This window comes from Pinirhizobacter sp. (assembly GCF_035317885.1).
Classification (GTDB): Bacteria; Pseudomonadota; Gammaproteobacteria; order Xanthomonadales; family Rhodanobacteraceae; genus Pinirhizobacter.
The window spans coordinates 1-15,554 of record NZ_DATHFX010000110.1; the positions used below are offsets into that span (position 1 = coordinate 1).

The 15,554-nt window shown below is 66.5% G+C and carries 14 protein-coding genes; 8 read left to right on the forward strand and 6 right to left on the reverse strand.

The window, feature by feature from the left end:
* From gnd to VK519_RS03395, 3 genes are all read left to right on the forward strand, one after another.
* Window positions 1-774 (forward strand): phosphogluconate dehydrogenase (NAD(+)-dependent, decarboxylating) (gnd, locus tag VK519_RS03385; protein WP_324347680.1); only part of this gene is annotated, 774 nt, incomplete at its 5' end.
* 110 nt (window positions 775-884) lie between these two features.
* The gene (gene parC / locus VK519_RS03390) at window positions 885-3,125 is read left to right on the forward strand and encodes a DNA topoisomerase IV subunit A (protein ID WP_324347701.1); all 2,241 of its coding nucleotides are present in this window, start codon (window positions 885-887) and stop codon (window positions 3,123-3,125) included.
* The gene (locus tag VK519_RS03395; protein WP_324347682.1) at window positions 3,125-3,400 is read left to right on the forward strand and encodes an acyl carrier protein; all 276 of its coding nucleotides are present in this window, start codon (window positions 3,125-3,127) and stop codon (window positions 3,398-3,400) included. Before parC ends, VK519_RS03395 begins: the two co-directional genes overlap by 1 nt.
* 10 nt (window positions 3,401-3,410) lie before the next feature.
* Here the strand turns inward: VK519_RS03395 and VK519_RS03400 are convergent, their stop codons facing one another.
* Window positions 3,411-3,899 carry an NUDIX hydrolase gene (locus VK519_RS03400; protein WP_324347703.1) on the reverse strand — a complete coding sequence of 163 codons (489 nt, stop codon included), beginning with the start codon at window positions 3,897-3,899 and terminating at the stop codon, window positions 3,411-3,413.
* A gap of 144 nt (window positions 3,900-4,043) precedes the next feature.
* On the opposite strand from VK519_RS03400, the gene VK519_RS03405 reads away from it, so the two are divergent.
* Entirely contained in the window at window positions 4,044-4,781 is a 738-nt protein-coding gene (locus VK519_RS03405; RefSeq protein ID WP_414692688.1) for a phosphodiester glycosidase family protein, read from the forward strand.
* Complete coding sequence (locus tag VK519_RS03410; protein ID WP_324347686.1) at window positions 4,778-7,165, forward strand: penicillin acylase family protein; 2,388 nt, start codon at window positions 4,778-4,780, stop codon at window positions 7,163-7,165. The genes VK519_RS03405 and VK519_RS03410 overlap by 4 nt, the downstream gene beginning before the upstream one ends.
* Here the strand turns inward: VK519_RS03410 and dapE are convergent.
* From dapE to map, 5 genes are read right to left on the reverse strand one after another with little or no spacing between them, the layout of a single operon-like run.
* Window positions 7,162-8,292 carry a succinyl-diaminopimelate desuccinylase gene (gene dapE, locus VK519_RS03415; protein ID WP_324347688.1) on the reverse strand — a complete coding sequence of 377 codons (1,131 nt, stop codon included), beginning with the start codon at window positions 8,290-8,292 and terminating at the stop codon, window positions 7,162-7,164. The genes VK519_RS03410 and dapE overlap by 4 nt on opposite strands.
* Window positions 8,293-8,303: 11 nt before the next feature.
* Window positions 8,304-8,666 carry a Spx/MgsR family RNA polymerase-binding regulatory protein gene (locus VK519_RS03420; RefSeq protein ID WP_324347690.1) on the reverse strand — a complete coding sequence of 121 codons (363 nt, stop codon included), beginning with the start codon at window positions 8,664-8,666 and terminating at the stop codon, window positions 8,304-8,306.
* Window positions 8,666-9,496 carry a 2,3,4,5-tetrahydropyridine-2,6-dicarboxylate N-succinyltransferase gene (gene dapD, locus VK519_RS03425; protein ID WP_324347705.1) on the reverse strand — a complete coding sequence of 277 codons (831 nt, stop codon included), beginning with the start codon at window positions 9,494-9,496 and terminating at the stop codon, window positions 8,666-8,668. The genes VK519_RS03420 and dapD overlap by 1 nt, the downstream gene beginning before the upstream one ends.
* Window positions 9,483-12,149, reverse strand: coding sequence for a [protein-PII] uridylyltransferase (gene glnD / locus VK519_RS03430; RefSeq protein ID WP_324347692.1), 2,667 nt, complete (start codon window positions 12,147-12,149; stop codon window positions 9,483-9,485). The genes dapD and glnD overlap by 14 nt, the downstream gene beginning before the upstream one ends.
* Before the next feature lie 55 nt (window positions 12,150-12,204).
* Complete coding sequence (gene map, locus VK519_RS03435) at window positions 12,205-12,972, reverse strand: type I methionyl aminopeptidase (RefSeq protein ID WP_324347695.1); 768 nt, start codon at window positions 12,970-12,972, stop codon at window positions 12,205-12,207.
* Window positions 12,973-13,310: 338 nt separating this feature from the next.
* Between map and rpsB the strand changes: the two genes are divergently transcribed.
* The 3 genes from rpsB to VK519_RS03450 form a co-directional block, all read left to right on the forward strand.
* Window positions 13,311-14,183: a 30S ribosomal protein S2 gene (rpsB, locus tag VK519_RS03440; protein ID WP_324347697.1), complete on the forward strand. Its 873-nt coding sequence runs from the start codon at window positions 13,311-13,313 to the stop codon at window positions 14,181-14,183.
* Between the two features lie 80 nt (window positions 14,184-14,263).
* Entirely contained in the window at window positions 14,264-15,142 is an 879-nt protein-coding gene (gene tsf, locus VK519_RS03445) for a translation elongation factor Ts (RefSeq protein WP_324347699.1), read from the forward strand.
* Between the two features lie 110 nt (window positions 15,143-15,252).
* On the forward strand, window positions 15,253-15,554 hold a 302-nt coding region (locus VK519_RS03450; protein ID WP_524538975.1), incomplete at its 3' end, for an amino acid kinase family protein.

Sequence of the window (15,554 nt, forward strand, 5' to 3'; positions counted from 1 at the left end):
GCCCAGCTGGGTGGATTGCTCTCCGAAGGCGACACCGTGATCGACGGCGGCAACACGTTCTACCGCGACGATGTCCGCCGCACGAAGGAGTTGAAGGCCAAAGGCATCGATTACATCGACGTGGGTACCTCCGGCGGCGTCTGGGGCCTGGAGCGCGGCTATTGCATGATGATCGGTGGCGATAAGGCCCAGGTGGACCGCCTGGACCCGATCTTCGCAACGCTGGCCCCGGGTAACGGCGACATCCCCAGGACGGTCGACCGCGAGGGCCGCGATGCGCGCGTGGAGCAGGGCTACATGCATACCGGCCCGGCGGGCTCGGGCCACTTCGTCAAGATGGTCCACAACGGTATCGAGTACGGGCTGATGCAGGCTTACGCCGAAGGCTTCGACATCCTGCGCAACCGCGACCAGGCCACCCTGGCCGAGGACGACCGTTTCGAGCTGGACGTGGCGGACATTTCCGAGGTGTGGCGCCGCGGCAGCGTGGTGTCCTCGTGGCTGCTGGACCTGTGCGCCAGCGCCCTGGCCAAGGCTCCGCAGCTGGATGGGTTCTCAGGCTTCGTCGACGACTCCGGCGAAGGCCGCTGGACGATCAACGCCGCCATCGAGGAAGCGGTGCCCGCCGAGGTGCTCACTTCCGCCCTCTACGCGCGGTTCCGTTCGCGCCAGGAGCACACCTTCGCCGAGCGGCTGTTGTCGGCCATGCGGCTGGGCTTTGGGGGACACGTGGAAGGCCGGGGCGCCCCGCCCAAGCAGGGCGAGGCCTCGTAACCGGCCGACTTTTGGGGGTCAGAGTATTCACTCTGACCCCGGGGCTCACCCCCTGAGACTTAGGCATGGCACCATTCGTGGCTTGAGCATCACGGATTGCCATGCCCCCGATGACCCTGCAAGCCAATTACGAACAGATCCCGCTGCGCGAATATGCAGAGCGCGCGTACCTGGATTACTCCATGTACGTGGTGCTGGACCGCGCCCTTCCCTTCGTGGGCGATGGGCTCAAGCCCGTCCAGCGCCGCATCATCTACGCCATGAGCGAGCTCGGCCTCGCCGCCACGGCGAAGCCGAAGAAATCCGCCCGCACCATCGGTGACGTGATCGGCAAGTTCCATCCGCACGGCGATAGCGCCTGCTACGAGGCCATGGTGCTGATGGCCCAGCCGTTCTCCTACCGCTATCCGCTGGTGGACGGCCAGGGCAACTTCGGCTCGCCGGACGATCCGAAAAGCTTTGCCGCGATGCGCTACACCGAATCACGCCTTACCCCGATCGCCGAGGTACTGCTGTCCGAGCTTGGCCAGGGCACGGTGGAATGGGTACCCAATTTCGACGGCACCATGGACGAGCCGTCCTGGCTTCCGGCGCGCGTGCCGCATGTGCTGCTCAATGGTTCCATGGGCATCGCGGTGGGCATGGCCACCGACATCCCGCCGCACAACCTGCGCGAAGTGGCCAGCGCCTGCATCCGCCTGCTGGACGATCCCGACGCCACGGTGGCGGACCTGTGCGAGCACGTGCTGGCGCCGGATTACCCCACGCCTGCCGAGATCATCACCCCGCGCGCCGAATTGCTCTCGATGTACCAGACCGGCTCAGGTTCCCTTCGCGCGCGGGCGATCTACCGCCGCGAGGAAAACAACATCGTGATCACGGCGCTGCCGCACCAGGTATCGCCATCGAAGATCCTCGAGCAACTCGCAGCGCAGATGCGCGCGAAGAAACTGCCGATGATCGAGGACCTGCGCGACGAGTCCGACCACGAGAACCCGATCCGCCTGGTGCTGGTGCCGCGTTCCTCGCGCATCGACGCCGACGAGCTGATGCCGCACCTTTTCGCCACCACGGACCTTGAGAAGAGCTTCCGCGTCAACCTCAACATGATCGGCCTCGACGGTCGCCCGCAGGTGAAGGATCTGAAGATGATCCTTGCCGAATGGCTGCGCTTCCGCACCGACACCGTCACCAAGCGCCTGAACCATCGCCTGGCCAAGGTGGAGCGCCGGCTGCACCTGCTCGAAGGCCTGCGCATCGCCTACCTCAACCTGGACGAAGTGATCCACATCGTCCGCACCGAGGATGAGCCCAAGCCGGTTTTGATGGCCCGCTTCCGCCTTTCCGAAGAGCAGGCCGACTACATCCTGGAGACCCGCCTGCGCCAGCTGGCCCGGCTCGAGGAAATGAAGATCACGTCCGAGGCGGACCAGCTCGAGGAAGAGCGCGCGCGCATCAACGTGCTGCTGAAGTCGCCGGCGAAGCTCAAGGGCCTGATCAAGGAAGAACTCCGCCACGACGCTGAAAAACACGGCGACGAACGCCGCTCGCCGCTGGTGTCGCGCAACGCCGCGCAGGCGCTGGACGAAAGCGCCCTGGTCGTGTCCGAGCCGGTCACCGTGGTGCTCTCGGCCAAGGGCTGGGCACGGGCCGCCAAGGGCCATGACATCGACGCCGAAGGCCTGTCCTACCGCGAAGGCGACAGCCTCCTGGCCGCAGTGCGTGCACGCACCACGCAACAGGTGGCCTTCATCGATTCCACCGGTCGCAGCTATTCCACGCCGGCCCACACGCTGCCTTCCGCGCGCGGCAACGGCGAGCCCCTCACGGGCCGCTTCAGCCCGCCCGCGGGCGCGCGCATGGACGCGGTGGTCGCCGGCGACAACGACACGCGCCTGGTACTGGCCACCGACTTCGGCTACGGATTCGTCACCCGCTTCGAGGCCCTCACCGGCCGCAACAAGGCCGGCAAGCAGATCATCAGCCTGGCGGACGGTGCGCGCGTGCTGCAGCCGGCGATCAGCGCCGATCCCTCACGCGACCGCATCGTGGTGGTCACCACCGAAGGGCACCTGTTGATGTTCTCGGTAGCCGAGTTGCCGGAACTGGACAAGGGCAAGGGCAACAAGCTGGTGGAAATTCCCAAGGCGAAGCTTTCCTCGGGCGACGAGCGCGTGGCCGGCGTGGCGGTGGTCACCGAATCAAAAGGCGAAGTCACCCTTTACGCAGGCGCCCGCAAGCTCACCTTGCGCTGGGCGGACCTTGTCGAATACGGCGGCAACCGTGCGGGCCGTGGCGGCCTGCTGCCCCGCGGCCTGCGCCGCGTCGAACGAATCGAGACCACCGGCTGATGGATCGCTCAGCGCTCGGAGTCGAAATCGCCACGACGATCGCGCGTGGCATTGGCACCGATGTCGCCGTGGTCACGCCCGAATCGAGCCTGCGCGACCTAGGGGTAGATTCCCTCACCGCGGTATCGCTGTGCATGGATATCGAACGTCAGTACAAGGTGCAGATCTTCGAGCCCACCTTGAACCGTGACCTGCGCGTGGGCGAGATGGTGTCGATGACCCTCTCTGCACTCGAACGCAGCCACCTGGTGGACGACATGCGCCCGGCAGGCTAGTTGCTACGCACTAGAATCGGCTGAACGCCCAGTTCTGCATGCGGCCATCCTTGTAGGGCATCACCCCATGGAAGGGACGCGGATCACCGTCGAAGATCAGCGGCAGGAAATGCCGGTCGCCTTCCCACATGGGGAGGTCGTAGATCGATTCCAGGGGCACCCACTCCAGGGTGCCTTCTTCGTTCTCGCCCCACGCCTGCCCGGTGAAGCCGTCGATCAGGAAGATGAAGCCAAGCCAGTCCTCGCCCTGTTTGCCGAAGCCGGGCCAGTTGATGGTGCCGCGCAACTGCATCGAGGTGCATTCGATGCCCGCTTCCTCGGCGATCTCGCGGCGCATGCATTCGGCGATGTCCTCGTTCAGTTCCATCTTGCCGCCCAGGCCGTTGTACTTGCCCAGGTGCTGGTCGTCCGGGCGGGCGTTGCGATGCACCAGCAACACACGTTTGCCGTCGGCGGAGAGCACATAGCCCAAGGTGGCAGCGATCGGGGTATAGGGCATGGTCTGGCCAGGCACGGAAAACGCCGAGTTTACAACGCCCCCTTGCCAGCCGCCCGGGCGCGCCGCCACAGTAGGCTCATGACGTTCCCGAATCCCCCCGCGTCGACGCGACGCCTGCCCCGCCGTCTCGTCGCGGGCCTTTTTGTGCTGCTCGCCATCGTTCCCGCCGCCCATGCCCTGCAAAGCCAGCGCATGGTGTTCGAGGACTTGGGTTTCCGCGTCATCCGCGTGGACCTTCGAAATGACTTGCTCGAACTGCACTGGAAGGACGGCTCGGGCCAGCCCTTCGGCGACATCGAGTCGCTCAGGGCCTGGGGGCAATCCCGTGGCCGGCACCTGGCCTTTGCCACCAACGCGGGCATCTACGATCACAAGTTTGCACCGCTGGGGCTGTACGTCGAGGACGGCCGCCAGCGCGTGCCGCTGAACCTGGCGCGCGGCAATCCGGCGTCGGGGAATTTTTCCCTGCTGCCCAACGGCGTGTTCGCCGTCGACGCAAAGGGCAAGGCCCACGTGATGACCAGCGAGGCGTGGAAGTCGGCGGCGCTGCCCACCCCTCGCCTGGCGACGCAATCAGGGCCGATGCTGCTGATCGACGGATCGGTCAACCCGGCCTTCACCGATGCGTCGGAAAGCATGAAATGGCGCAGTGGCGTGTGCGCGGTGTCGGGCGATGAAGTGGTGTTCGCCGTGTCCGAGTCGCCGGTGAATTTCCACGTCTTCGCCCGGCTGTTCCGCGACCGGCTGCAATGCCGCGACGCCCTGTTCCTGGACGGCACCATTTCGCAGGCTTATGTCGACGGTGAGGGCTATGCCGGCGCGCCTGCCTTCATGCTCAAGCCCTACGCCGGCATTCTCGCCGTATTCGACAAGGCGCCATGAATCGCGGCGCCGCCCTGCCCGCCCTCAAGGCCTCCCGCCGCCGACGGCGCTGGCCGAAGGTCGTCGGCGGGTTGCTCGTACTGGTGTTGCTGCTGGTGGCAGGCGTGGCCTGCTACGGCTGGTGGCAACTGTCCGGCAGCCTGCCGCAGCTCGACGGCCATCGCCGTGTCGCGGGCCTTGGCGCGCGCACCACCATCACCCGCGATGCCCTGGGCACGGCCACCGTCGAAGGCGCCAATCGCCGCGACGTGGCCTTTGCGCTCGGCTTCGTCCATGGGCAGGAGCGCTATTTCCAGATGGACCTGCAACGGCGGGTGGCAGCGGGTGAGTTGTCCGGGCTTGTCGGTGCCGGCGCTATCGACCGGGATCTCGACGTCCGCCGGCATCGCCTGCGCAGCGTCGCTGAAGCAGCGCTCGCGGAGCTTCCCGAAGACGAACGCGCGATGCTCGATGCCTACCGCGATGGCGTCAATGCCGGCCTTGCGGCGCTGCGCGTACCGCCCTTCGAATACCTGCTGCTGCGCCAGAGACCTGAGCCGTGGCGTAGCGAGGACAGCCTGCTGAGCACGGCGGCGATGTACCTGGATCTCAACGCCAACGGCGAGAACGAGCGGGAATTGGCGCTGGCGCGGTTACGGGCAACGTTCCCGCGCGCGGTCGTGAGCTTCCTTACCGCGCCCGACGGTCGCTGGGAATCGCCGCTGCAGGGCGTGGCATCGCCGCCGGCCTATATGCCCGAAGGCACGGACCTGGACTTGCGCCATGCCGATGCAGATGTCCCTCCCGCGCCCGCAACCAGCGTACCGCCTGAAGCGGGCAAGCCAGGCAGCAATAGCTTCGCGGTGTCGGGCAAGCTCACAGGTACCGGGGCCGCGATCGTCGCCGGCGACATGCACCTGGGCCTGCGTACACCCGACATCTGGTTCCGCGCGCGATTGCGCTACCCGGACACCAGCGCACCGGGCGGCATGCGCGACCTCAATGGCGTCACCCTGCCCGGCACGCCGGCACTCGTCGCCGGCTCCAATGGCCAGGTGGCGTGGGCTTTCACCAACAGCTACGGCGACTGGGCCGACTGGGTACGCGTACCCAGCGAGAAGGTCACCCACTACGACGAAGTGATCCATGTGCAGGGGGCGGCAGACCGCCACCTGGACGTCGCCCAGACCCGCTTCGGTCCGATCCTCGCGCGGGACACCGACGGCGCTCCGCTGGCGTTGTCGTGGATCGGCCAGTTGCCCCGCACCTACAACATGGCGTTGATGAAACTGGAGCAGGCCGCGAACGTGGACGCGGCGCTGGCCATCGCCCCGCTCGCCGGCATCCCCCCGCAAAATGCCCTCTTCGGCGATACCCAGGGCCACGTGGCGTGGACCATCGTCGGCAACAGCATTCCCGTGCGCTCGGATTATGACGCGCTGCTGCCATCGGACTGGTCCGCGCCCGGCACCGGCTGGACGGGTTTCCTCGCACCGGGCGATTATCCCCGCATCACCGGTCGCGACCGCCTGTGGACGGCCAACAACCGCGTGGTGGCAGGCCGCGACCTCGCCATGCTGGGCGATGGCGGCCATGATGTCGGCGCCCGCGCGCAACAGATCGCCGACGACCTGGACGCACGCGCCAGCTTCGCGCCCGGTGACATGCTGTCGATCCAGCTGGACGACCGCGCGGTATTCCTCACCCGCTGGCAACAGCTGTTGCAGGCGACGCTTGCGCGCAGTAACGACGCGGGGCTATCGCAGCTGCGCGTACTCACCGAACGATGGAGCGCACGGGCGGACGTGGGCAACGTCGATTACCGGCTGGTGCGCGCCTTCCGCGACAACGTGCGCGCCGCCGTACTTGCGCCCTTTGTCGAGCGGGTGGCCCGGCGTTTCCCGGGCTTTGCCTGGCCCCATGACCTCCGCACGGAGGCCGCGGTGTGGGCGATGGTGCAGCAACAGCCGCCGAACTTGCTTGACCCGCGTTATGCCGACTGGAACGACCTGCTCCGGGCCGCCGCGCAGAAGGTCGTCGATGACCTGGGCAGCCAGCCCGGCGGCCTTGCCGCTCGCACCTGGGGCGAGGCGAATACGGCGGCGATCGTGCATCCGCTTTCGCGCGCACTGCCCGCATTCGCGGCCAGGCTCATCGACATGCCGCGCGAACCGCTGCCCGGCGACCGCGACATGCCGCGCGTGCAGGCGCCGGCCTTCGGCGCCTCGGAGCGCTTCGGCATCATGCCCGGCCACGAGGGCAGCAGTTACCTGCAGATGCCCGGCGGACAGTCGGACCATCCGCTGTCGCCCTTCCACGGCAGCGGCCACCGCGACTGGGTGGAGGGGCGCGCAACACCACTGCTTCCGGGACCCGCGGCGCACACGCTTGAACTTGACCCTTAAGCAAACATCCGCTGCATGATGTCGCGGTAGAGGCCGGGCAGGCGTTCGAGGTCGGCGATGGATACGCATTCATCCACCTTGTGGATGGTCGCGTTCACCGGCCCCACTTCCACCACCTCCGCGCCCATCGGCGCTATGAAGCGGCCGTCGGACGTGCCGCCGCCGGTGCTCTGTTCGGGTGCTTCGCCGCGCAAGGCACGGCAGGCCTCCACGGCCACCTCGCGCAGGCGGCCGCCGGCAGGCGTCAGGAACGGCGCCCCTGACGTAGACCACTCGATGGACGCATCCACACCGTGGCGGGCAAGGATGGCTTCAACGCGAGCCTGTAGGTCGGCGGCGGCGCTCACCGTGCCATAACGGAAATTCACCAGCGCCACCAGTTCGCCGGGGATCACGTTGTTGGCGCCGGTACCTGAGTTGAGGTTGGAAACCTGGAACGAGGTGGGCGGAAAATCCTGGTTGCCGTTGTCCCAGTGTTCGGCTGCAAGTTCGGCCAGGGCGGGCGCGAAGGCATGGATGGGATTCAGGGCCTTTTCCGGATAGGCCACGTGGCCCTGCACGCCGCGTACGCGCACGGTACCGGACAGCGATCCGCGCCGGCCGACGCGGATGAGGTCGCCCAGCGCCGCCTTCGCCGACGGCTCGCCGACGACGCAGTAGTCGATGCGCAGGCCTTCGGCCTGGAAGGTTTCCACCACGCGCTTGACGCCATCGGTCGCCACGCCTTCCTCGTCGCTGGTGATCAGCAGCGCAACCGTGCCCGGGTGATCCGGGTGGGCGCGGACGAAGTCTTCCAGCGCCACCACCATCGCCGCAACGGAGCCTTTCATGTCCGCAGCTCCACGGCCATGCAACACGCCATCGCGAACGGTCGGTTCGAACGGTGGACTGGCCCAGGCGCCATGGGGACCCGGGGGAACCACGTCGGTATGGCCCAGGAATGCCAGCACCGGCCCACCCTTACCATGCGTGGCCCAGAGGTTGTCGACCTCACCGAAACGCATGTGCCGGCAGGTGAAGCCGGCCGCGGTGAGCCTTGCCGAAATCATCGCCTGGCAGCCTTCATCACCCGGTGTCACGGATGGTCGGCGGATCAGTTCGCAGGTGAGGTCCAGGACATCGGGCATGACAGGCATCGCTAGCCTTTGGCGAAAAGTTTCTTGAAGCTGTTGTCGGTGAACCCCACGGTCACCGGCTCGCCTTCGCGCAGTACCACCGGCCGCCGGATCAATGCGGGGTATTCCTTCAGCAGCAAGGTCCACTCAGGATCGCTGCGGGGGTCTTTGCGCTGGGGCAGCAGGTTGCGCCAGGTGGTGCTGGCCTTGTTCACCAGCTTCTCCCATCCGCCCAGTTCAGTGGCCCACGCCTTGAGCGTGGCTGCCGGCACGGGCTGCGCGCGATAGTCCACGAAGGCATGTTCCACCTCGAAGCGGCCGAGCCAATTGCGCGCCTTCTTGCAGGTATCGCAGTTGGGCAGGCCGTAAAGCATGACCGCCGCCATCAGGCGTCGCCTGCGCGCAGCAGTTCGTTGATGCCGGTCTTGCCCCGGGTCTTCTCGTCCACCTGCTTGACGATGACCGCGGCGTACAGGCTGTGGCTGCCGTCCTTCGCCGGCAGGGAGCCTGCAACCACCACGCTGCCCGCGGGGACACGGCCATAGCTGACCTCACCGGTGGCGCGGTTGTAAATGCGGGTGGACTGGCCCAGGAACACGCCCATGCCGATCACGCTGCCCTTCTCCACCACCACGCCCTCCACCACTTCCGATCGCGCGCCGATGAAGCAGTTGTCCTCGATAATGGTGGGATTGGCCTGCAGCGGTTCGAGCACGCCGCCAATGCCCACGCCGCCGGAAAGGTGCACACCCTTGCCGATCTGCGCACATGAACCTACCGTGGCCCAGGTATCGATCATGCTGCCGGCGCCGACGTACGCGCCGATGTTGGTATAGCTGGGCATCAGCACCGCGTCGCGCGCGATGTGCGCGCCGCGGCGCACGATGGCCCCTGGCACCACCCGTGCACCGACCTGTCCGAAGGTGGTTTCGTCCGCACCGCCGAAGCGCACCGGCACCTTGTCGAATGCAGCGGCCACGCCGCCGTCCATCACCCGGTTGCCGTTGATGCGGAAATACAACAGCACCGCCTTCTTGATCCACGCATTGACCTTCCAGCCTCCTTGTCCGTCGGGCTCGGCCACCCGGTGTTCACCGGATTCGAGCAGGTCAAGTACCTGGTCCACCGCCGGGCGCAGGTGCGTATCGATTTCCGTCTGGGCCAGTTCGTTGCGACGTTCGAAGGCGTCGTCGATCAGGGTCTCAAGCGTTTGCATCTGCATGGGGTACTTCAATCCTCGGTGCATGTCCGACATGCCGCAGCAGGGCTTCGCGCAGGATCGTCCTGCGGTTGGCGGACAGCGGTTTGTCGTGACGGTCGGTCAGTTGGAAAAAGTCTTCGACGCGCTCGCCGAAGGTGGCGATCCGTGCATCATGCACGCGAACCTTCGCTTCGGCCAAGGCCTGCGCCACCGCGGCAAGCAATCCCGGGCGGTCGGTGCACACGAAGGCCAGCTGCGTGCGCTCGCCCGCGTCGGTAAATTCCACGCGCGGCGCCATCTGGAAATGCCGCAGGTGGCGCGAGAGGCCGCGCTTGGCAAGTTGTGCGACGCGGGTATCGCTGAGCGCCTTGCACATGCGCGTGCGCAATTCTTCGGCACGCTGGAGGCTTGCCGGTGCCTGGGAATCGGATTCAAGCAACAGGAAGGTATCCAGCGCCATGCCGGCGGGCGAGGAAAGGATCCGCGCCTCGACCACGGAGAAACGCAAGCGGTCCAGGACGGCCGTGACGGTTGCGAAAAGTCCGTCGCGATCGGGCGCGTAAAGAAACAGCTCCGTGCTGCCGCGAACGGAAAACGGATGGACTTCCACCACCGGCCGCACCTTGCCGGCGCGCATGATCGCAGCCGTTTGCCAGGCGATCTGCTCGGGCCGGTGGCGCAGGAAGGAGAGCTCGGGGAAATCGGACCAGACCCTTTCCACCGCGGCCGCGCCCACATCCGGCGACACCAGCATCGCCAGTGCGCGATCGCGGCAGTCGCGGGCGCGGGCATCGGCGCGCTGGCTCTGCGCCTGGTCGCTGCGCAGCGCATAGCGCGCGGTGGTGTAGAGATCGGCCATCAGGCGGTCCTTCCACGCGTTCCACAGCTTCGGGCTGGTGCCGATGATGTCGGCGATGGTCAGCAGGTAGAGGTTGTCCAGGTGCTCCCAGTCGCCCACCAGGCCTGCGAAGCGCTGCACCACCTCGGCGTCCGTGATGTCCTGGCGCTGCGCGGTGGTACTCATCAACAGGTGCCAGCGGACCAGCCAGCCCACCAGCGCGATGTCTTCCGCCGGCAGGCCCAGCCGCTTGCCGAAGGCATGGGCTTCTTCCTCGCCCAGCACCGAGTGATCGCCGCCGCGGCCCTTGGCGATGTCGTGGAACAGGGCGGCCAGCAACAGCAGTTCGGGCTTGTCGAGGGTCGGCCAGATCTCCACGGCCAGGGGGAATTCGCCATGTGAGCCCGGATCGGCGAAGCGGGCAACATTGCGCAGCACGCGCAAGGTGTGTTCGTCCACGGTGAACATGTGGAAGAGGTCGTATTGCATGCGGCCGACAATCGCGCCGAAGGCCGGGATGATGGCGGCGAGCAGGCCGTAGCGGTTCATCCGCCACAGGGCCTCCACCGCCGGCGCGCCGCGGCGCAGGAGCCGCAGGAAGCTGGAGAGTACCGAAGGATCGTCGGCCAGCTTGCCATCGTGAAGCGATACGGCGTGCTGGATGCGCCGCATGGTCTGGGCGGTGAAGCCGGTGATGCCCGGCTCGTCCAGGCGCGCTATGAAGATATCCACCAGTGCCGCCGGATGCCCGACGAAAAGCTCCGCGTCACGCAAGGCCAGTCGATTGCCGAAGCGCACGTAATCCTGCCCTACCGCGCTGGGTTCGATCGCGGGCTCCAGCATTTCCTCGAATCGCTCCACCACCTGCACGCCAGCCCGTTCGATGGTGCTGGCGGCACGGTAATAGCCCTGCATGAACTGTTCGACGCCGAGGTTCTTTTCGTGTTCGTCCTCGAACCCCAATCGCGCGGCGATCGCCCGCTGGTAGTCGAAAAGCAGGCGCTCCTCGGCGCGACCGGCCTCCAGGTGCAGGGCAAACCGGTAGCGGCGGAGGGTTTGCTCCGCGCGGAGCAGCGCGTCGCATTCCACAGGGTCCAGGAGCCCTTCCTGGACCATGGCGGCGAAATCCGGCGCATTGGCCAGGCGGCGGCCCAGCCAGCGCATGGCGTCGAGCGAGCGCAGGCCGCCGGGGCCATCCTTGAGGTTGGGTTCGAGGTTGTGCGCGGTATCGTCGAAGCGCGCGTGGCGGGCATCACGCTCGCGCAGGCGCACCGCCAGGTATTCGCGCGGCGGCCATACGGCGGGATCTTCAAGGATGCCGCGCAAGCGGGTTTCCAGGATGGGCTGGCCCACCAGGCGGCGGGCGTCGATCAGGCTGGTGAAGACGCTGGCGTCCTGCATTGCCAGCGCCCGGCATTCGTCGATCTCGCGCACGGCATGACCGGGCTTGATGCCGATGTCCCACAGGCAGGCGAAGAAATTCTCCAGCGCCCGGTACAAGGGCGGCGAGGTTTCCCCGACGATGGCCAGGAGGTCCACGTCCGAACGGGGGAACAGCAGGCCGCGGCCGTAACCGCCTACGGCGAACAACGCCGCGGCGGCAAGATCGCCCAGGCAGGCCTTCCACGCATGCACCACGACCTTGTCGATCGCCTCGCTGCGGCGCCGGGACAGCGCCGTGGCGTCACCGCCCTCATCGAAGGCGGTGGCGATCGCCCGTTCGGTATCGCCCAGCAGCTGCCGCAGGGCCCTGCGCGCCTCCGGCGACACGCCTGAACGCGGCACCACGGCCGGCAGACGGGGCAAGGGCGGCAGCGCGGGTGCGGTCATGGGGCCTCGTCAGCGTGGAGCTCAAGTTGCCCTGCTCTTTCGAACGGGGGTCGCGTCAGGCGGCATCCGGCCAGGGGGTGAGGATTTCGAAACCCGATTCGGTCACGGCCACCGTGTGCTCCCATTGGGCCGAAAGCGAGTGGTCCTTGGTGACTACCGTCCAGCCATCGGGCAGTTGCTTGGTCTGCGGCTTGCCGGCGTTGATCATCGGCTCGACGGTAAAGGTCATGCCGGGTTTCAATTCCAGGCCCGTGCCGTTGCGGCCGTAATGCAGCACCTGGGGCTCGTCGTGATAGACCTTTCCGATCCCGTGCCCACAGTACTCGCGGACCACGGAAAAACCCGCGGCCTCCGCGTGCTTCTGGATGGCCGCGCCGACATCGCCCAGGGTGGCACCGGGCCTGACCGCACCGATGCCCAGCATCATGGCCTCGTAGGTGGTGTCCACCAGCCGCCTGGCCAGTACGCCGGGGGCGCCGACGAAATACATCCGGCTGGTATCGCCATGCCAGCCGTCCTTGATCACCGTGACGTCGATATTGACGATATCGCCGTCCTTCAGGACCTTCGATTCGGTGGGAATGCCATGGCAGATCACGTGGTTGACCGAGGTGCAGACGGTCTTGGGAAAGCCGCGGTAGCCCACATTGGCCGGAATCGCCTTTTGCACGTCCACGATGTAGTCGTGGGCCAGGCGGTCCAGGTGTTCGGTGCTCACACCGGGCCTGACGTGCTCCTTGAGCATGGCCAGGACGTCGGCGGCAAGGGCGCCAGCCACACGCATGGCCTGGATTTCTTCGGGGGTTTTGGGGATGACTGCCATAATGAACCCAGATGTGGCCTACAGGAAGGCATTTCCAGCAACTTGCTGCGGATAACGCCGTCGAGCTATAATCAGCGAGTTATGCGCGTCGCCCGACACCCGTGAAACGGGCCCGCGAGCGCATGGCGAAACACGATTGTAACCGCCCGGACGCCCCAATGGTCCGCGGCGCTGCCATCGGCGGCGCAGGCCGCAACCCAACGCCACACACGTGCCGGCACCGTTTTCGGGGTGCCGCTGGCGCCTCCCACCGGAGGCACCGCGGTCGAAACCGGGGGCACGTGGAGGTCCCAACCCCCTTCGATCCTTATCGATCGAGCTTCAAAGGAATAAACGAAATGCCCCAGGTCACCATGCGCCAGATGCTCGAAGCCGGCGTCCACTTCGGCCACCAGACCCGTTACTGGAATCCGAAGATGGCCCCGTATATCTTCGGCGCCCGCGGCAAGATCCACATCATCAACCTCGAGAAGACCCTCCCGCTCTTCACCGACGCGATGAACTACCTTTCGGGCCTGGCCCAGAAGCGCGGCACCATCCTTTTCGTCGGCACCAAGCGCTCGGCGCGCGAGACGCTGGCCGAAGAGGCCGCCCGCGCCGGCCAGCCCTTCGTCACCGCCCGCTGGCTCGGCGGCATGCTCACCAACTTCCGCACGGTCAAGCAGTCGGTGGCCCGCCTGAAGGAACTGGAAGCGGCCGAAACCGACGGTTCGTTCGAGAAGCTGGTCAAGCACGAAGTGCTGGCCCGCCGCCGCGAGCGCGACAAGCTGCAGAACTCGCTGGGCGGCATCAAGGACATGAACCGCCTGCCGGACGCCCTGTTCGTGATCGACATCGGCCACGAAGACATTGCCGTGCAGGAAGCCAAGAAGCTCGGCATCCCGGTGATCGCCGTCGTCGACACCAACTACGATCCCAACCTGGTCGACTACGCCATCCCGGGTAACGACGACGCCATCCGCGCCATCCAGCTGTACGCCCGCGCCGCTGCCGACGCCATCCTGGAAGGCAAGGCTGCAGCGCCGAACGCCGGCCAGGGCGACGCCAACGACTTCGTCGAGCTCGACGAGGAAGGCAACCCGGTGGCCAAGGAAGACCGCAAGCCCGCCCCGCGCCGCAACGACCGCGGCGACCGCAACGACCGTGGCCCGGCCCGCAAGGGTGCGCCGCGTGACGGCGGCCGTGGTCCGCGCGACGGCGCCAGCGCCTGATAGATAAGCACTACCCGCGCGCGGGGCGGCCCCCACCGGCCGCTCCGCGCAGCGAAAGCATCTCCCAAGAGGATTTTCCCGTGACCCAGATTTCCGCACAGATGGTGAAGGAACTGCGCGAGCGTTCCGGCGCCGGCATGATGGAGTGCAAGAAGGCACTCGTCGAGAACAACGGGGACATCGACGTCTCCATCGAGTGGCTCCGCAAGAACGGCCTGGCCAAGGCCGACAAGAAGGCCGACCGCGTCGCCGCCGACGGCCGCGTCGTCGCTGCGCAGGGCAACGGCAAAGCCGTGCTGGTCGAAGTCAACAGCGAGACAGACTTCGTCGCCAAGGCCCCGAACTTCATCACCTTCTCCCAGGAGATCGCCGATGTCGCGCTGAAGTCCGGCTCGACCGACATCGCCGCCCTTAACAGCGCGGCCTACCCCGCCGGCGGCACCGTGGAAGAAGCGGTAAAAACACAGATCGCAACCATCGGTGAGAAGATCGAGCTGCGCCGCATGGTGCAGGTCAAGGCCGATGGCCCGCTGGCCACGTATTCGCACGGCGGCCGCATCGGCGTGATCGTGGCACTGAAGGGTGGTTCGGATGACCTCGCCAAGGGCATCGCCATGCACGTGGCGGCGATGAACCCCGCGCATATCAAGCCCAGCGATGTCCCGGCTGAGTTCGTGGCCAAGGAAAAGGAAATCGCCCTCAGCCAGATGACCGACAAGGACAAGGCCAAGCCGGCTGAAATCCTCGAGAAGATCATCTCGGGCAAGATCAACAAGATCATTTCCGATGTCACGCTGGTGGGTCAGCCGTACGTGCTCGACACCAACATCACGGTGGGCGAGGCGCTGAAGAAAGAAGGCGCCGATGTGGTTACCGTGGTGCGCCTTGGCGTCGGCGAAGGCATCGAGAAAGTCCAGGAAGACTACCTGGCCGAAGTTGCGAAGGCGATGCAGGGTTAATGGCACGCCACGCTGAATGAAAAAGGGCCGCGCATGTCGCGGCTTTTTTTTTGGCGGACCACCGCATGCACCTCACGCTACAATCACCACGATCAACACCGGAGTACACCATGGGCAATGAAGTGAAGCACCGCCGCATCCTGCTCAAGCTTTCCGGTGAAGCGTTGATGGGCGCCGAAGACTACGGCATCGACCCGAAGGTCATCGGCGGCCTGGCCCGCGAGATCATCGAAGTGCAGCGCGCCGGCGTGCAGGTGGGCGTGGTTATCGGCGGTGGGAATATCTTCCGCGGCGCCGGCCTGGCCAAGGCCGGCATGGACCGCGTCACGGGCGATCACATGGGCATGCTGGCCACGGTGATGAACGCGCTGGCCATGCAGGACGCCATCGAGAAAGCCGGAGGCGATGCGCG